This window comes from Amycolatopsis sp. NPDC003731 (assembly GCF_053586895.1).
This window is the reverse complement of record NZ_JBSFNC010000015.1, coordinates 84,032-100,852: the sequence shown is the minus strand read 5'-3', so window position 1 is coordinate 100,852 and position 16,821 is coordinate 84,032. Positions and strand designations below refer to the sequence as shown.

The following is a 16,821-nucleotide window of genomic DNA, read 5'->3' as shown; positions in this document are numbered from 1 at the left end:
GGATGCGGTACGGCACGAACGACGTGCTCCACGGCGTCGAATTCGAGGCGTACCGGGGGGAGGTCGTCTGCCTGCTCGGGCCGAACGGCGCGGGCAAGACGACGACGATCGAGATCCTCGAAGGCTTCCGCATGCGGTCGGCCGGCGAGGTGAGCGTGCTGGGCGTCGACCCGGCGCACGGCGGCGAGGACTGGCGGGCACGGCTGGGGGTCGTGCTCCAGTCCTGGCGTGACCACGGGAAATGGCGTGTCCGCGAGCTGCTCGCCCACCTCGGCCGGTACTACGCGCCGTACTCGACGGCGTCGCACCCGCGGCCGTGGGACGCCGACGAGCTGATCGCCGCGGTCGGCCTCACCGAGCACGCGGGCAAGAAGCTCAAGCAGCTTTCCGGCGGTCAGCGGCGGCGGCTCGACGTCGCCATCGGCATCGTCGGCCGCCCCGAGCTGCTGTTCCTCGACGAGCCGACCGCGGGCTTCGACCCGGAGGCCCGGCGGGAGTTCCACGACCTGGTGCACCGCCTGTCCGACGAGCTCGACACGACGATCCTGCTGACCACGCACGACCTCGACGAGGCCGAGAAGCTGGCCGACCGGATCCTCATCCTCAACGGCGGCCGGATCGTCGCCGACGGCTCGGCCGACGAGCTGAGCCGGCAGATCTCCGGCGAGGCCGAGGTCCGCTGGAGCATCGGCGGGCAGCGCTTCGTGCACTCGACGACCGAAGCGACGAAGTACGTGTACGACCTGTTCAAGCAGCACGGCGAGGCCGTCGCGGACCTCGAGGTCCGGCGGGCGTCGCTGGAGGACACCTACATGACGCTGGTCCACCGCGCCGAGACCGGCGGCGAGACGGAGCTCGGCCTCCAGGAAGCGGGTGCGCGATGAACGCCGTCGCCGTGCGGGCCGGGGTGGCCCGCGGCTGGATCGAGTTCAAGCAGACGTGGACCAACCTCGACGACGTGGTCGGGCAGGTCGTCTTCGTGCTGCTCTTCCTCGGTACGTTGTTCTTCATGCGCAACGCCACCCTGCCCGGCACGTCGTTCTCGCTCGGCGCGGCGACCGTGCCCGGCGTGCTCGGCGCCGGCATCGTGTTCCAGGGCCTGACCGGCGCGGCGGGCTACCTGGCCATCGACCGCGAGGACGGCACGCTGCTGCGGGCGAAGGCGACCCCGAACGGGATGCTCGGGTACCTGATCGGGAAGACGACGGCGCTGTCGCTCGCCCAGCTCACCTCCGTCGCCGCGGTCCTGGTCCCCTGCCTGTTCGCGTTCTCCGCGCTGGCGCCCGACGGCGTCGGGTCGTACCTGCACCTGCTCGGGGTGCTGGTGCTCGGCATGGCCGCGACGATGCCGATCGGCGCGGCGCTGGGCTCGCTGGCCAACAGCGCGCGATCCATCGGGCTGATCACCCTGCCGGTGATGGGCATGGGCGCGATCTCGGGGATCTTCTACCCGATCACGGCGCTGCCGGTGTGGGTGCAGGACATCGCGCAGGTGTTCCCGATGTACTGGCTCGGCCTCGGGATGCGCTCGGCGCTGCTGCCGGACGGCGCGGTCGTCGTCGAGATCGGCCAGTCTTGGCGGCCGGTGGCGACCGTGGCGGTCCTGCTCGCATGGGCGGTGCTCGGCTTCGCGCTGGCCCCGGTCCTGCTCCGCCGCATGGCGCGACGCGAGGCGGGCTCGTCGGTGGCCGAACGGCGGCAGAAGGCCATGCAGCGTGTGGGGTAGTGATGAGTGAGGTCGTCTACAACCGGATCGCGATGCTGCGCGCGGAACGGTCGATCTCGCGGCGGCAGCTGGCCGAGGCCCTCGGGGTGCACTACCAGACGATCGGCTACCTGGAGCGCGGCGAGTACAGCCCTTCGCTCTACCTGGCGTTGCGGATCGCGGAGTTCTTCGAGGTGTCCGTCGAAGTGCTGTTCTCGACGAAGCCCTTCCCCCGCCTGGGTGAGCGGTCCGCCTAGGGCTTGCGCAGGTCGGCCTCGGCGAGCGCGCGGACGACGTCGTCGCGGCGGGTCTCGCGGGTCGTCCGGTTGAGCTCGACGTGCAGGAACGGGGTGTCGCCGGCGGCCTGGCTCTGGACGTTCGTCGTCCCGGCCAGGCCGCGGCAGGGGTCGGCCCAGGCCCGCCGGACGCGGAACCCGGCGGCTTCCAGGCGGTCCGCGGCCCGGCGAGCCGCGTCGCCGGCTTCCGCGGCCCCGGCCGAAACGACGACGTCGGCCGCGGGCATCGTGCGGTCGTTGAAGCCGTGGAGCTGCACTTGCGGCAGGCCGCGGCGGGCGAGCAGCGTGCTGACGACGTGGAAGACGGTCCGCGGGTCGTGCGCCGGGTCCTCCCGGCGGCGGTGCGCGCCGGCCACCGCGAGGACGGCGCCGGGCACCCGCCGGAAGAGCGCCAGGCCGACCCGGTCGGTCCGCAGGTCGGACGACGGGTGCGGCACCTCGACCACCAGCGACGGCGGCGCGGACCGGTCGATCGCGTAGAGCCCCCAGGCCCGCTCGGTGCCGGGCTCCTGGACGACGACGTCGCCGCTCACGGAGAAGCCCAGGTCAGCCAGGTGGTGGGGACGGCCGTCGAGCCACGCGGCGAAGCGGGTTCCGGCGGTTTCGAGCTCGGCCGCCGTGGGGTGGCGGTACGGCTGGCGGGTCGACTGTGCGGCGGTGAAGCTCCGGAGCAGGGATTCCAAGCCGTCAGGTTACCCGGGGCAACGTCACCTTGACGCGCCTCGACCGGCACCGGAGAGTGAGGGCGATAACCCACGCGTCGGCAGGTGGAGGAACCCGGTGAGAATCCGGGGCGGTCCCGCCACTGTGACCGGAAGAGATTCCGGGAGCCAGGAACTCCGGCCGGCGCGCCCGTCGACCCGGGGCGCGGACCCCGAGGAGGAACCTCGTGATCCTGCTTCTGTCCACTTCGGACACCGACCTGCTCAGCGCCCGTTCCTCCGGCGGCGAGTACCGGCTCGGCAACCCCGCCCGGCTCGACGTCGCCGAGCTGCCGGAGCTCCTGGACGGTGTGAAGATCGTCGTCGCGCGGATCCTCGGCACCCCGCGGAGCTGGCAGGACGGCCTGGACACGCTGCGGGCGTCGGGCGCCCACGTCGTCGTCCTCGGCGGGGAGCAGACGCCGGACGCCGAGCTGATGAACCTCTCGACCGTCCCGGCCGGCATCGCCGCCGAGGCCCACGCCTACCTCGCGCAGGGCGGCCCGGCGAACCTCACCCAGCTCCACCGGTTCCTCTCCGACACGCTCCTGCTCACCGGCGACGGCTTCGAGCCTCCCGCGGCACAGCCCGCGTGGGGCGTTCTCGAGCGCCCGGCGAAGAGCGACGGCCCGGTCATCGGCATCCTGTACTACCGCGCGCACCACCTGTCCGGGAACACGGCCTTCGTGCACGCGCTCGCCGACGAGATCGAAGCCGCGGGCGGGCGCGCGCTGCCGATCTACTGTGCTTCGCTGCGTACGCGCGAGCCGGAGATGATGGCCGAGCTGGCTTCCGTGGACGCTCTGCTGGTCACCGTGCTCGCGGCGGGCGGCACGCGGCCGTCCGAGGTGGGCGCGGGCGGCGACGACGAGGCCTGGGACGTCGCCGAGATGGCCGCGCTCGACGTCCCGATCCTGCAGGCGCTGTGCCTGACCAGCGACCGCGAGACGTGGGCGGCCAACGACGACGGTCTCTCGCCGCTCGACGCCGGGAACCAGATGGCCGTCCCGGAGTTCGACGGACGGCTGATCACGGTGCCGTTCTCGTTCAAGGAACTCGACGAAGACGGCCTCCCCCGGTACGTGCCGGACGCCGAACGCGCGTCCCGCGTCGCTCGCATCGCCCTGGCGCACGCCCGGCTGCGGCACACGCCGCCGTCACAACGTCGCATCGCGCTGATGCTCTCCGCGTACCCGACGAAGCACTCTCGCGTCGGCAACGCGGTCGGGCTGGACACGCCGGCGTCGGCGATCGAGCTGCTGCGGCGGATGCGCGCGCTGGGTTACGACCTGGGCCCGGACGCCTTTCCGGGCGTCGACCCGACCGGCACCGACCAGCCCGACGGCGACGCGCTGATCCACGCGCTGATCGCCGCCGGCGGCCAGGACCCGGAGTGGCTCACCGAGGAACAGCTGGCCGGGAACCCGATCCGCGTTCCGGCCGCGCGGTACCAGGAGTGGTTCGACGCGCTGCCGGCCGGACTGCGTGACGGCGTCGAGGAGCACTGGGGTCCCGCGCCGGGCGAGCTGTACGTCGACAACGGCGACATCGTGCTGGCGTCGCTGCAGAGCGGCAACGTGATCATCATGATCCAGCCGCCGCGCGGGTTCGGCGAAAACCCGGTCGCGATCTACCACAACCCGGACCTGCCGCCGAGCCACCACTACCTGGCCGCGTACCGGTGGCTCGAGGAGGAGTTCGGCGCGCACGCCGTCGTCCACCTGGGCAAGCACGGGTCGCTCGAATGGCTGCCGGGCAAGACCGCCGGGCTCTCGGCCTCGTGCGCGCCGGACGCCGTGCTCGGGAACCTGCCGCTGGTCTACCCGTTCCTGATCAACGACCCGGGCGAGGGCGCGCAGGCCAAGCGGCGGGCGCACGCGACGATCGTCGATCACCTGATCCCGCCGATGGCGCGCGCGGAGTCCTACGGCGACATGGCCCGGCTGGAGCAGCTGCTCGACGAGCACGCGAACATCGCGGCGATGGACCCGGCGAAGCTGCCGGCCGTGCGCCAGCAGATCTGGACGCTGATCCAGGCCGCCAAGCTGGACCACGACCTCGGCGTCGAGGAACGGCCGCACGACGCGGAGTTCGACGACTTCCTGCTGCACATCGACGGCTGGCTGTGCGAGGTCAAGGACGCGCAGATCCGCGACGGGCTGCACGTTCTCGGCGCGGCGCCCACCGGCGAAGCGCGCGTCAACCTGGTGCTGGCGATGCTGCGCGCGTCGCAGATGTGGGGCGGCAAGCAGGGTGCGGTGCCGGGACTGCGCTCGGCGCTGGGGCTCAAGGAAGACGCGCCGATGTCCGAAGTGGACGCGGTCGAGAAGACGGCGCGCGAGCTCGTCCGGACGATGGAGATGCGGGGCTGGGACGCGACCGCGGTGGCGTCGGTGGCGCCGGATCCCGCGGTCGCCCGGGTACTTTCCTTCGCGGCCGAGGAGATCGTGCCCCGCCTCGCAGGCACCTCGGGCGAGCTGGACGCGGTGCTGCACGCGCTGGACGGCGGGTACATCCCGGCCGGACCGAGCGGGTCGCCGCTGCGCGGGCTGATCAACGTGCTGCCGACCGGGCGGAACTTCTACACCGTCGACCCGAAGGCCATCCCGAGCCGGCTCGCCTGGGAGACCGGGCAGGCCCTCGCCGATTCGCTGCTTCGCCGCTACCGGGAGGACACCGGCGACTGGCCGCGGTCGGTCGGGCTGTCGGTGTGGGGCACGTCGGCGATGCGGACGTCCGGCGACGACGCGGCGGAAGTCCTGGCGCTGCTGGGTGTCCAGCCGGTGTGGGACGAAGCATCCCGGCGCGTCACCGGCATCGAGGCGATCCCCCTGGAGGAGCTGGGCCGGCCCCGGATCGACGTCACGGTCCGGATCAGCGGGTTCTTCCGCGACGCGTTCCCGCACGTGATCACGCTCCTCGATGACGCCGTCCGGCTGGTGGCCGGTTTGGACGAACCTCTCGACGAAAACTTCGTCCGCGCGCACGTCTCGGCGGACCTGGCTTCGCACGGAGATGCCCGCCGCGCGACCACGCGGATCTTCGGGTCGAAGCCGGGTGCGTACGGCGCGGGCCTGCTGCCGCTGATGGACAGCGGCAACTGGCGCGACGACAAGGACCTCGCGGAGGTGTACGCGGTGTGGGGCGGCTTCGCGTACGGCCGCGACCTGGACGGCCGTCCGGCGCGCGAGGACATGGAAAGTTCGTACAAGCGCATCGTGGTGGCGGCGAAGAACACCGACACGCGCGAGCACGACATCGCGGACTCGGACGACTATTTTCAGTACCACGGTGGCATGATTGCGACGGTACGCGCCCTGACGGGCTCGGCCCCGGCGTCCTACGTGGGTGACAGCACCTCGCCGGACGCGGTCCGCACGCGCACGCTGGGCGAGGAGACGGCCCGGGTGTTCCGGGCGCGCGTCGTCAACCCGCGCTGGCTCGCGGCGATGCGCCGCCACGGCTACAAGGGCGCGTTCGAGCTGGCGGCCACAGTGGACTACCTGTTCGGCTTCGACGCGACGGCGGGCGTCGTCGGAGACTGGATGTACGAGAAGCTGACCGAGTCGTACGTGCTGGACGAGGTGAACCAGGAGTTCCTGCGGAAGGCCAATCCGTGGGCGTTGCGCGGGATCGTGGAGCGGCTGAACGAGGCCGCGGACCGGGGCCTGTGGGAGGAGCCGGACCCGGAGCTGCTGGCGAAGATGCGCGAGGTGTACCTGTCGCTGGAGGGCGACCTCGAGTCGGAGTGACTGCCGGCGTACCGCTGCGGCACCGGCAACTGCGTCACCGACAGTAAAACGGAAACGCCCGGGAAACGCGGGCCGGAGTTGGGTGGCGGGCATGATCACCGCCGCCCCTCCGCGTACCCGCCCCTGGGCGCTTCCGCTCGTCTGCCTCGGCGCCGCCGTCCTCTACGCCTGGAAGATCGGCGACGGCCAGTTCGGGAACACCTACTACTCCGCCGCCGCCAAGTCGATGACGGAGAACTTCACCGACTTCCTCTTCGGCTCCTTCGATCCCTACGGCGTCGTCACGGTCGACAAACCGCCTCTCGCGTTGTGGCCGCAAGCGCTTTCGGTGCTGATCTTCGGCTACCACGGCTGGGCGCTGCTGCTGCCCCAAGTCCTCGAAGGCGTCGCCGCGGTGTTCCTCCTGCACCGCACTGTCCGGCTCTGGGCCGGCGAGAACGTCGCCCTCCTGGCCGCCGCCATCCTCGCGCTGACACCCGTCACCGTGATCATCAACCGGGACAACAACCCCGACACGCTGCTCGTCCTCTTCCTCGTCGCTGCCGCGTACGCGCTCACCCGCGCGCTGCGGGACGGCCGGAAGTGGCTGTGGTGGTGCGCTTTCTTCGTCGGCTGCGGCTTCCTGACCAAGATGCTGCAGGCGTGGATCATCGTTCCCGCCCTGGTCGCCGCCTACCTCGCCGGGACGAGCGGGCCGCTGCGCCGGCGGCTGCTCGACGTCCTCGGCGCCGGTCTCGTCCTCGTCGTCTCCTCGTTCTGGTGGATCGCCCTGTACGACTGGTGGCCCGGCGCCAAGCCCTACATGGGCGGCAGCGAAGACGGCTCCGCGTGGGACCTCGTCTTCGGCTACAACGGCTTCGGCCGGCTCTCCGGCAACGGCGAGGGCGGCGGCATGATGATCATGCGCAACGGGCAGCAGACCATGTCGTCGTTCGGCGGTGAACCCGGACCCGGCCGGATGTTCAACGACGTCGTCGGCGGGCAGATCTCGTGGCTACTGCCGCTGTGCCTGCTCGTGCTGGTCGTCCTCGGCCGCCGGTGGCGCGACGCCGGGTGGCTGCTCTGGGGCGGCTGGCTGCTCGTGACCACCGTGGTCTTCAGCTTCGCCGGCGGCATCTGGCACCCGTACTACACGACGGCGCTGGCCCCCGCCGTCGCCGCGGTTTCCGCCGCCGGGCTGGCGCTGCTGTGGCGGCAGCACCGGCGCACTCTGCTCCCGCTGGTCGTCGCGCTGACCGCGGCGTGGGCGTTCGTGTTGACCTCGCGGGACACGTCGTTCCACGGCTGGACACGCTGGGCCGTGCTCGGCACGGGGGTCGCAGCCATCGCCGGCCTGTACTTCGGGCGAAGCCGGGTCACGCTGTTGACCGCGCTGGTGCCGCTGCTGCTCACGCCCGCCGTCTGGTCGTACGCCGCCGCGCAGAGCACGTCGGCCGGGACACTGCCCGCCGCCGGGCCCGCCACCGGCCCGGGAGCTCCTCCTCCGCCGCCGTCACCCGGCGGTCCGCGGTTGATGCTCGTGGGAGGCGACGGCGCGACGAAGCTGTCGGACGAGCAACGCCGCATCCTCGACTACGCCCGCCGCAACGGCACCGAAATCACTCTCGCCGTGAACGCCGAGGCGGGGGTGGTCGCGCCGTTCCTCATCGACTCCGACGCGACCGTGATCGGCATGGGCGGCTTCGGCGGCCGGGACAACGCGCCGTCCGTCGCCCAGCTGGAGCGCTGGCTCGCCGAAGGCAAGCTGCGGTTCGTCCTGAGCGGCGCCGGCACCCCGCCCGGACCGCCTCGAAGCCCTGTCCAGGGCGAACGGCAACGCTGGATCGAGCGGCACTGCACGGTCGTCGACCCCGCCGAGTACGGCGGCCGGCCGACCCGCGTCATCGGGGGCGCGGACACGCTCTACCGGTGCTAACGGCGAAGAAACACGGGCGCGGCGATCATCGGGGCATGCGGGTCCTGGTGGTGGAGGACGAGCCGATGCTCGCGGACGCGATCGCGGAGTGGCTACGCGAGGACGCCCACGCGGTCGACATCGCCCACGACGGCGGCGCGGCGCTCGAGCGGATCGCCGTGCACGACTACGACGTCGTCGTGCTCGACCGGGACCTGCCGGTCGTGCACGGCGACGACGTCTGCCGGCAGGTCGTCGCATCCGAAGCGGCGACGCGGGTGCTGATGCTGACCGCGGCCGTGGAGATCACCGACCGCGTCGCCGGGCTGTCCCTCGGCGCGGACGACTACCTGACGAAGCCGTTCGCGTTCCCCGAGCTGGCCGCCCGCATCCAGTCGCTGGGGCGGCGCTGCCGACCGGCCGCGCCGCCCGTCCTGAGCCGGTCCGGCGTCACGCTCGACCCGGCGCGGCACGAGGCGTTCCGCGACGGGCGCGGCCTACCACTGTCCAAAAAGGAGTTCGCCGTGCTCGCCGAGCTGCTGCGCGCGGACGGCGCCGCCGTGTCCGCCGAACACCTACTGGAGAAGGTGTGGGACGAGCACGCGGACCCCTTCACCGGCGCGGTCCGGCTCACCGTCCTCAAACTGCGCCGCAAGCTCGGCGACCCACCGCTAGTGGAGACGGTCACCGGCGTCGGCTACCGGCTCCGGTGAACCTCCGGCTGCGGCTGACCGTGCTCTACGGCGGCCTGTTCCTGCTGGCCGGCGTGGCGCTGCTGGGCGTGACGTACCTGCTGTTCACGCGGCAGGTCGGGCAGCGGGTCGCGGTGCTCAACGGTGCCCCGCCGCCCGGGGCGCCGCCGCTGCCGTCCCTGGACGCCCTCGACGAGCAGGCCCGCCAGCTCCGCGCGGCGGCGGCGACGTCGCTGCTGACGCAAGGGGCGATCGCCCTCGGCGCGGTCGCGGTGCTGGCGGCCGGTCTCGGGTGGCTGGTGGCGGGGCGGGCGCTGGCGCCGTTGCGGCAGGTCACCGACACCGCGCGCCGCATCGCCGCGGCGGCCGACCCGGGCGGGCAGGCGCGGATCGCCCTGCGCGGGCCCGACGACGAGGTGAAGAACCTCGCCGACGCGTTCGACGTGATGGTCGAGCGCCTCGACCGGTCGTTCGACGCCCAGCGGCGGTTCGTCGCGAACGCTTCGCACGAGTTGCGCACGCCGCTGACGCTGAACCGGTCCCTGGTCGAGGTGGCGATGCGCCGCGGGGGCGACGTCCGGGAGCTCGGCGGCAAGCTGCTGCAGATCAACGCGCGGAACGAAAAGCTGATCAGCGGGTTGCTGCTGCTGGCGAAGTCGGAGAGCGCGCTGACCTCGCGAAGCCCGGTGGATCTCGCGGCGCTGGTCGCGCAGGTGGCGCCGCCGGAGGTGGAACAGTCCCTGGCCGAAGCGGTGACGGCCGGCGACGCGGTGCTGCTGGAGCGCTTGGCCGGCAACCTGGTGGAGAACGCGATGCGCCACAACGTGCCCGGCGGCTGGGTGCGCGTGGCGACCCGGTCGCTGCCGGGGCGGGTGGAGCTGGAGGTCGCGAACAGCGGGCCGGTGATCCCGCCGGCCGAGGTGCCGGCGCTGTTCGACCCGTTCCACCGCCGCGCCCGCGTGGCGGCGGAAGGGACCGGGCTCGGGTTGTCGATCGTCCGCTCGGTGGCCCACGCCCACGGCGGCGAGGTGACGGCGAGCGCACGCGCGGACGGCGGCCTCGTGGTGGTCGTGTCGCTGCCCGCGGCGTGACTTTCCCGGCTCGTCCCGTGGACGAATTTCGGATATTCCGGCGCTTTTCGCCCGCGCTTTTCACCGAACCGACTTTCGCGCCTTGACTTCATCAATGGTCTAGTCCAATGATCTGTCCACCTCGATCCCCACCGGGAGGACAGCTCATGCGCAGGAGCAGACTGGCCGCCGTCGGGCTCGCCGCCGCCACTTTCGCCGCCACCGCCGTCAGCCTCGTGCTCGGCGCACCGTCGGCGACCGCGGCGTTGAGCACCAACTGGTACGCCGCGGCGCCGTACCTGATGCCCCAGAGCAACAACCCGCCGGACCCGATCACCGTGATGAACGCGACCGGGCTCAAGGCGTTCCAGCTCGCGTTCATCCTCGCGCCGAACGGCGGCGGCTGCAGCCCCACCTGGGACGGCACGTCCGCGGTCTCGTCCGACACCGCCGTCGCGGGCGTGATCTCGCGGATCCGCGGCGCGGGTGGCGACGTCTCGGTGTCCGTCGGCGGGTACGGCGGCACCAAGCTCGGCCAGACCTGCGGCACGGTGGCCGCGACGGCCGCCGCGTACCAGCAGGTCATCACGAAGTACTCGCTCAAGGCGATCGACTTCGACCTCGAAGAGCCCGAGTACGAAAACACCGCCGCGATCGCGAACGAGCTCGGCGCCGCGAAGACGTTGCAGGCCAACAACCCCGGCCTGTTCGTCTCGGTGACCATGCCGGGCACCGCGGCCGGCACCGGCTGGTTCGGCACGCAGCTGATCGACCAGGCGAAGTCGATCGGCTTCACGCCGAACAACTTCTCGATCATGCCCTTCGACGGCGGCTTCAACGGCGGCTCGTCGCAGGTGTCGGCGCTGGAAGCGCTCCACGGCCTGCTGATGTCACACATGGGCTGGGACAGCGCCACCGCGTACTCGCACGAAGGCTTTTCCGGCATGAACGGCAAGTCGGACGCGGCCGAGATGTTCTACACGTCGGACTTCCAGACGGTGTACGACTACGCGACCAGCCACGGCCTCGGCCGCTTCACGTTCTGGTCGGTCAACCGGGACCGCGCCTGCGTCGGCACCACGGACAACGGCGTCTGCAGCAACGTCCCGCAGAACGACTGGGACTTCACGAAGTTCAGCGTCCGCTTCGCCGGGGCGACGCCGCCGCAGACGACCCCGCCGGTGACGACCACCCCGACCACGCCGGGCGGCGGCTCGTGCACCGCGGCGGAGTGGGACCGGACGAAGGTCTACGTCAAGGACAACGTCGTCTCGCACAACAGCCACAAGTGGACCGCCAAGTGGTGGACGCAGGGCGAGGAGCCCGGGACCACCGGCGAATGGGGCGTCTGGCAGGACAACGGCGCCTGCTGATCTCTTCGCGAGTTTCAGAAGTCGAGGTGGGTGTTCTCGCGCTGGACCTCCGGGGTCAGCGCGGGAACCTCCACGACGTGCCGCCCGGCCTGCCGCAGCAGCTCGGTGCCCCGGGCGTCGACGAAGACGGGCGGCTCCCGCCAGGCGAACACGACACGCGGGATGCCGGCGTCGAGGACGAGCTGGGTGCAGCTGCGCGGGTGCGAACTGCGGTGACTGCACGGTTCCAGTGAGCTGTACATGGTCGCGCCGGCCAGCCGCGGGTCGCCGGCGCACTTGGCCAGCGCGGCTTCTTCGGCGTGGTTGTTCGGGTCGCCCTCGCCGGAGTGCCCGGTGGCGACGACTTCGCCGTCGGCGTCGGTGATGACGGCGCCGACCCGGAAGGTATGGCTGGGCGGGCACTCGGCGGCGAGCGCGATGGCTTCCTTGAGACGCTGGACGTCCCGGCCGGCCGGCTCGTCGGCGGCGCGATACTCGAGGATCGCCATGCCCTGCAGTTCGTTCGCGGCGGTCAGTACGAGCGGCCGCGGGTAGAGGCCGGGCCCGACGAACCGGGGCGCGTCCGGCTGCCCGACGAAGAACGGCGCGATCGCGAGCCGCAGCTCGTCGGCGAGGCCTTCGGTGAGGAACCGCGTGTGGATCCCGCCGCCGCCCTCGACCAGCAGGCGTTCGATGCCGCGCGCGCCGAGGTCGTCGAGGATGCGCCCGAAGTCGGGCGGGTCCCCCGCGTCGACGACGGTGGCGGCGTGCTTGAGCGCGTCCGCGGCACCGGGTGGGGCGTAGACGATCTTTTCGGTGTCCCCGACGGTGAAGAACTGCGCGTCCGGGTCGAGGCCGCGCGTGGTCACGGTGACCTTGACGGGTTGTTCGGGCTTCCCCTGGTCCAGGCGTTGCCGCCGCAGCTCGGGCGAGCGGACGAGCAGCCGCGGGTTGTCGGCCCGCACGGTGCCGGCCCCGACGAAGATGGCGTCGGCCTCGGCCCGCAACCGGTCGACGACGGCGAAATCGTCCTCTGTGGACAGCACGAGCCGCTCGGGCGAACTGTCGTCGAGGTAGCCGTCGAGCGACTGCGCGGCGGACAGCAGGACGTGCGGCCGGGAGATCACCCGGCCCAGTATGCCGTAACGCGCGGGGCGGTCCCCGCGTCCTAGGACGTATCCCCCTGTCGTGCCCATTCCCCCGGAGCTTTTTGATCATGACAACGCGAGGCTGGTACAAGGAGCGGACGCTCACCACGGTCGACACCGTCGGCCGGGAGGTGTCGGTGACGACCGGGCTCACCCGCGACCCCGAAGGCCGCCTGGTCGCGGCCATCGCCATCAGCGACGGCCCGACGGCGATCTACCGCTACTCCGGCGAGGCCGACGGGCCGTCCGAGCTGGTCACCAACGCTGCCGAGACGGTGAAGGAGCTCCGCAGGCTCGCCGGTGTCCCGCCGACGCGCTGACGCCGTCCGGTTCAGGCCGGCAGGACCGCGTACTGGCGGACGTAGAGGTCGGTGTAGGTCACCGGGCCGCGGGGACCGGGGACCTTGTCGAGGTTGATGCCGGTTTCCGGGACGGCGAGCAGCTTGAAGCCGTCGAGGAGGCGGGTCGGGGCGTTCCAGAAGACGCCCGTGCCGGTGTAGCCGTCGAAGAAGGCGTCGGCGGCCGACTCGTCCTCGGTGGTGATGCCCGCCGCCAGGCCGGACGTGCGCTCGTTGGCGATCTCGACGGCGTCGGACAGCGAGCCGACCTTCGCGACGGTGACGGTCGCCTCGCGGTCGGAGTCCAGCGCCCACTCGTAGCCGATCGGGTGCTCGTGCGGGGCGAGGGAAGGTGTGACGCCGCGCTCGGCGAGCGCGTCCGAGATCGCCGGCCAGGCGTCGTCGTGGATGTCTTCGTGGATGAGCAGCAGGTTCAGCCGGTTGCAGACGCCCAAGCGGTCGAGGCTGGCGTAGACGAGGTCGCGCGCCTTGGTGACGTCCGCACCCCGGTCGACGTAGAGGACGCCACCGCCGTCGGCGTGGGCGAGGGTGCGCACGCCGTGGACGGCCGCCTCGGTGGCGAGGGCCCGCGTGCTGTCGCCGCTGCCGCGCAGGATCACCAACGGCACGAGACCGGGCAGCCGCACGAGCGCGGACGCGGCCTCGCGCTCGACGCGCGGCACGAGCTGCACGCAGTCGGCGTCGATGCCCGCTTCGGCGAGCGCCGGCGCGATGACGACCTCCCGCAGCCGCTGGGCCGACCCGAGCGCGGCCGAGCCGGTGCGCAGCACACCGGCGTTGCGCGACTTGACCAGCTGGGAAGCCACGTCGACGGTGACGTTCGGCCGCGCCTCGTAGTTCGCGCCGATGACGCCGACCGGCCGCCGCCGTTCGACCAGCCGCAGCCCGCCGTCCAGGGTGGATACGTCGACGGAGCGCTCCTGGTGCGGCGCGCCGGCGAGCAGCCGCAGCTGTTCGGCCATGCCGGTGAGCCGCTCCGGGGTTATGGTGAGCCGGTCGAGCAGGCCGGCGCTCATGCCGTCGGCCTTGGCGCGCTCGACGTCGGCCTGGTTCGCCTCGAGGATCTCGTCACGGTGCGCAAGCAGCCGCTCGGCCATCCCGCTGAGAGCGGCATCGACGGCCTCGGCGCTCGCGGCAGCCAGCGACGGCGCGGCGAGCTTCGCCGCCCGTGCGCACTCTTCGACGGCCTTGGCGACCTCGTCCATCGTTACGTCTCCCTCCGCGCGGACCACCAGTTTGCCGCATGCACGCCGGTGACCGGCCACGGGCTCCACCGCGGACGGGCTCGTCTGCCGTCAGGCGCCGCGGCTCACTTGGCCACGGGCTCCAGCAGCCAGAGCGCGCCGGCGATCAGGCAGCTGACCGTCGCCACCGCGAAGACCAGGACCCACAGGACCGGCGGGACCGCGGTCAAGCGGCCCAGCTGGTCCGCGTCGGAGTCGCGGGCCTGCCCCCGCCGACGCTTGACCTGCAGCTCGGCGACCGGCCGCACGCCTCCGAACAGTAGGAACCACGTCACCAGGTAGCCGAACGGAGCCTGCAGCTCGACCGGGGCGACGAACGCGATCAGCGCCAGCACCGCAGCGCTGGCGACGACGGTGAAGACGCCGTACGCGTTGCGCACCATCACCAGCACGCCGAGCAGCAGCAGCGCGATCAGGACCAGTACCGTGCCGACCAGGTCGGCGCCCAGCAGGCTGGCGAACAGCAGCCCCAGGACCGACGGCGCCAGGTACCCGGCCATCGCGGTGAACGCCATGCCCGGCCCCTCGGGCTTGCCGCGCGAGACGGTGACGCCCGAGGTGTCCGAGTGCAGCTTGATGCCCTGCAGCCGCCGCCCGACCAGCACGGCGGCCAGCGCGTGGCCGGCCTCGTGCACCATCGTGACGACGTTGCGCGCCCGCCGCCACGGCGTACCGCCGACCAGTACGACGAGCAGCGCCACACCACCGGCGATCAGGGTGACCACGGCGGGCGCCTGGGCCTGCTCGAGCAGAGAGCCGGTATCGGTGGCGGCAGCTGCGCGGAGTGCTGACAGGGTGTCACCGGCCGGGCCGCCGAGCGCGGAATGAACGGGCGAGCTCACCCGGACACCTCACCACAGGCGATATCTGGCTACTGTGAGTCCCCACCGTCTGCTGCTGCGCGGCTTCCGGTATTGGGTCGTGGCGGTCTCCTTTCTGTCTGGTCGATCGGCTTGGCGGCCGGTCGGCTGGCGCGCGAGGGTTTCAGCGGGACTCGCCGCACACGGCTGAGCCATTGCCGCGCCAAGCCGGATCCGGACTCGACGAGCAGCTGATGCGACGGCCGCCGGTTGGACGGCGGGCCGCAGCCCAGGCCGGGCCCCGCTGGACCGCCATCGGTTCGGGTCGCCCCGGTCCGGCAGGGACGGACCAGCTCGGGGTCGAGCTAGCCTCGATCCAGTCAGCCGCCTTGGCCTGGTCCGTTCGGCCGGGCCAGGCCGAGCCGGACCAGGTCAAGCGGGACCAGGGCCGAGCCGGGTCAGGTCAGGCCGGACCAGGCCGAGCCAGACCAGGTCAGGCGGAACCTGGGCCGAGCCGGGCCAGGACCGAAGCAGGCCAACACCGAGCCGAGCCAGGCCAGGCCGGGCCGGGCCGGGCCGGGCCGGGCCGGGCCAAGCCAGACCAGGCCAAGCGGGACCTGGGCCGAGCCGGGCCGGGACCGAAGCGGGCCAACACCGAGCCGGGCCGGGCCGGGCGGGAAGAGCCCGGGCGGGACGGGGCGGGGCGGGGCGGGGCGGACCAGCCCGGGTCCGGTCGGTCGGGCCAGGTCTGGCCGAGGCCAGCCAGGTTGCCCCGGGGGCCGGCGGGGCTGGGTCAGGTCATCGCGACTCCCGCATCCGGGCCTCGCCCTCGACGCGGAACAGGAACGACACCCAGCTTCGGAACGGGGCCCAGGCCTCTGCGATCTCCGCCAGCTCCGCGACTCCCGCCTCCGGGGCGTGGTACGCCTCCCGCATGATCTCGTGGAGGCGTGTCTCACTACGGGGAAACACATCCGGATGACCGGCACCGCGGATCAAGATCAGCTCCGCGCTGAAGCGGCCGACGCCCGGCAGCAACTGAAGCTGCTTCAGTGCTTCCTCAGCCGGCATGGCTCGCAACGTCGCCGCGTCCAGTTTGCCCTCCGCCGCTGCCTCGGCGATGGCTCTCAGACGGGGAAGCTTCGGACCCGGCAAGCCCGGCTGGTACTCCGCCTTCGCCAGCGCCTCCGGGGCCGGGAGCGTCCTCAGCCTGCTTCCGCCCACGTCGACCTCGGTGCCGTAGCGCTCGGTCAAGCGCCGGCGCAGCCTGACCGCCTGTGTCATCCAGATCCGGTGGCTCAGCACCGCCCAGCACGCTGCCTCGTACGGCGATGCGAACAAGACCGGGCGCAGGCCCGGGTGCAACCCTTGCAGCAGCGAAACCACCGGATCGCGGGCGCCGGCTTCCGGGAATGCCGTGCCGTCGATGTCCAGGGAGCACATCCTCCTCACCTGCGCCACCACGGCGTCGGTGTGCGCGGGCGGGCCGTGGACCTCGACCGTGACCTCGCCGGGCGATCTCTGCCGCAGCACCGCTCCCACCGGCGTCCATTCGCCGTCGAGCGTGAACGCCACCCGCAGGGCGCCGGGTTCGGCGTCCGGCCGGCCGGCCGGGGCGAACCCGGTCAGGAAGCGGGCTGCCGCGGCCAGGTCGAACTCACCGATTACCGAGATCTCGCCACAGGGACGGGAAATCGTCGTCATCTCTCCTCCTCGGCTCGGGCCCGATCGGGCTGGATCGGGCCTCGCCTGCGACGTTAGGAAGGGGGACCGACAATTCCGGGCGTCGAACGCCTGAGCCCGGATTT

The 16,821-nt window shown here is 72.2% G+C and carries 14 protein-coding genes and 1 riboswitch; of the genes, 9 read left to right on the top strand and 5 right to left on the bottom strand.

The genetic code is table 11. The features are described 5' to 3' along the window. Positions 1–2: 2 nt before the first annotated feature. From ACWDN5_RS09405 to ACWDN5_RS09395, 3 genes are read left to right on the top strand one after another with little or no spacing between them, the layout of a single operon-like run. Positions 3–884 (top strand): ABC transporter ATP-binding protein, encoded by an 882-nt coding sequence (locus ACWDN5_RS09405; protein ID WP_449675777.1) that lies wholly within the window; start codon positions 3–5, stop codon positions 882–884. Continuing rightward, complete coding sequence (locus ACWDN5_RS09400) at positions 881–1,726, top strand: ABC transporter permease (protein WP_310971191.1); 846 nt, start codon at positions 881–883, stop codon at positions 1,724–1,726. Before ACWDN5_RS09405 ends, ACWDN5_RS09400 begins: the two co-directional genes overlap by 4 nt. A 2-nt stretch (positions 1,727–1,728) precedes the next feature. Continuing rightward, the gene (locus ACWDN5_RS09395; protein ID WP_043784651.1) at positions 1,729–1,962 is read left to right on the top strand and encodes a helix-turn-helix transcriptional regulator; all 234 of its coding nucleotides are present in this window, start codon (positions 1,729–1,731) and stop codon (positions 1,960–1,962) included. On the opposite strand, the gene ACWDN5_RS09390 is transcribed toward ACWDN5_RS09395, so the two are convergent. Then, positions 1,959–2,684 (bottom strand): hypothetical protein, encoded by a 726-nt coding sequence (locus ACWDN5_RS09390; protein ID WP_449675776.1) that lies wholly within the window; start codon positions 2,682–2,684, stop codon positions 1,959–1,961. The genes ACWDN5_RS09395 and ACWDN5_RS09390 overlap by 4 nt on opposite strands. A 65-nt stretch (positions 2,685–2,749) precedes the next feature. After that, positions 2,750–2,859: riboswitch (cobalamin riboswitch) on the top strand. A 31-nt stretch (positions 2,860–2,890) separates the two neighbouring features. Between ACWDN5_RS09390 and cobN the strand changes: the two genes are divergently transcribed. From cobN to ACWDN5_RS09365, 5 genes are all read left to right on the top strand, one after another. Further along, a complete protein-coding gene (cobN, locus tag ACWDN5_RS09385; RefSeq protein WP_449675775.1) occupies positions 2,891–6,454 on the top strand; it encodes a cobaltochelatase subunit CobN in 3,564 nt (1,187 codons plus the stop codon). Between the two features lie 91 nt (positions 6,455–6,545). Further along, positions 6,546–8,369: an ArnT family glycosyltransferase gene (locus ACWDN5_RS09380; RefSeq protein ID WP_449675774.1), complete on the top strand. Its 1,824-nt coding sequence runs from the start codon at positions 6,546–6,548 to the stop codon at positions 8,367–8,369. Positions 8,370–8,404: 35 nt separating this feature from the next. Next, positions 8,405–9,061: a response regulator transcription factor gene (locus ACWDN5_RS09375; protein ID WP_310971187.1), complete on the top strand. Its 657-nt coding sequence runs from the start codon at positions 8,405–8,407 to the stop codon at positions 9,059–9,061. Beyond that, on the top strand, positions 9,058–10,131 hold the full coding sequence (locus tag ACWDN5_RS09370; protein ID WP_449675773.1) for a sensor histidine kinase: 1,074 nt from the start codon (positions 9,058–9,060) through the stop codon (positions 10,129–10,131). Before ACWDN5_RS09375 ends, ACWDN5_RS09370 begins: the two co-directional genes overlap by 4 nt. Positions 10,132–10,277: 146 nt before the next feature. Next, entirely contained in the window at positions 10,278–11,483 is a 1,206-nt protein-coding gene (locus tag ACWDN5_RS09365; RefSeq protein ID WP_310971185.1) for a chitinase, read from the top strand. Between the two features lie 14 nt (positions 11,484–11,497). On the opposite strand, the gene ACWDN5_RS09360 is transcribed toward ACWDN5_RS09365, so the two are convergent. Further along, entirely contained in the window at positions 11,498–12,589 is a 1,092-nt protein-coding gene (locus ACWDN5_RS09360; protein WP_449675772.1) for a dihydrofolate reductase family protein, read from the bottom strand. Between the two features lie 89 nt (positions 12,590–12,678). Between ACWDN5_RS09360 and ACWDN5_RS09355 the strand changes: the two genes are divergently transcribed. Then, on the top strand, positions 12,679–12,930 hold the full coding sequence (locus tag ACWDN5_RS09355) for a hypothetical protein (protein ID WP_449675771.1): 252 nt from the start codon (positions 12,679–12,681) through the stop codon (positions 12,928–12,930). 11 nt (positions 12,931–12,941) lie between these two features. Here ACWDN5_RS09355 and ACWDN5_RS09350 read toward each other — a convergent pair whose 3' ends face one another. The 3 genes from ACWDN5_RS09350 to ACWDN5_RS09340 all read right to left on the bottom strand — a co-directional run bounded on the left by ACWDN5_RS09350 (position 12,942) and on the right by ACWDN5_RS09340 (position 16,717). Next, on the bottom strand, positions 12,942–14,174 hold the full coding sequence (locus ACWDN5_RS09350; protein WP_449675770.1) for an aldehyde dehydrogenase family protein: 1,233 nt from the start codon (positions 14,172–14,174) through the stop codon (positions 12,942–12,944). A 104-nt stretch (positions 14,175–14,278) separates the two neighbouring features. Further along, positions 14,279–15,055: a M50 family metallopeptidase gene (locus ACWDN5_RS09345; protein WP_449675768.1), complete on the bottom strand. Its 777-nt coding sequence runs from the start codon at positions 15,053–15,055 to the stop codon at positions 14,279–14,281. Positions 15,056–15,811: 756 nt separating this feature from the next. Further along, positions 15,812–16,717 (bottom strand): DNA-3-methyladenine glycosylase family protein, encoded by a 906-nt coding sequence (locus ACWDN5_RS09340; RefSeq protein ID WP_449675766.1) that lies wholly within the window; start codon positions 16,715–16,717, stop codon positions 15,812–15,814. Between the last annotated feature and the right edge of the window lie 104 nt (positions 16,718–16,821).

Coding starts and splice junctions, on each gene's coding strand:
- ACWDN5_RS09405 (WP_449675777.1), top strand. CDS start 3: ATGCGGTACGGCACGAACGACGTGCTCCACGGCGTCGAATTCGAGGCG.
- ACWDN5_RS09400 (WP_310971191.1), top strand. CDS start 881: ATGAACGCCGTCGCCGTGCGGGCCGGGGTGGCCCGCGGCTGGATCGAG.
- ACWDN5_RS09395 (WP_043784651.1), top strand. CDS start 1,729: ATGAGTGAGGTCGTCTACAACCGGATCGCGATGCTGCGCGCGGAACGG.
- ACWDN5_RS09380 (WP_449675774.1), top strand. CDS start 6,546: ATGATCACCGCCGCCCCTCCGCGTACCCGCCCCTGGGCGCTTCCGCTC.
- ACWDN5_RS09375 (WP_310971187.1), top strand. CDS start 8,405: ATGCGGGTCCTGGTGGTGGAGGACGAGCCGATGCTCGCGGACGCGATC.
- ACWDN5_RS09365 (WP_310971185.1), top strand. CDS start 10,278: ATGCGCAGGAGCAGACTGGCCGCCGTCGGGCTCGCCGCCGCCACTTTC.
- ACWDN5_RS09355 (WP_449675771.1), top strand. CDS start 12,679: ATGACAACGCGAGGCTGGTACAAGGAGCGGACGCTCACCACGGTCGAC.
- ACWDN5_RS09350 (WP_449675770.1), bottom strand. CDS start 14,174: ATGGACGAGGTCGCCAAGGCCGTCGAAGAGTGCGCACGGGCGGCGAAG.
- ACWDN5_RS09340 (WP_449675766.1), bottom strand. CDS start 16,717: ATGACGACGATTTCCCGTCCCTGTGGCGAGATCTCGGTAATCGGTGAG.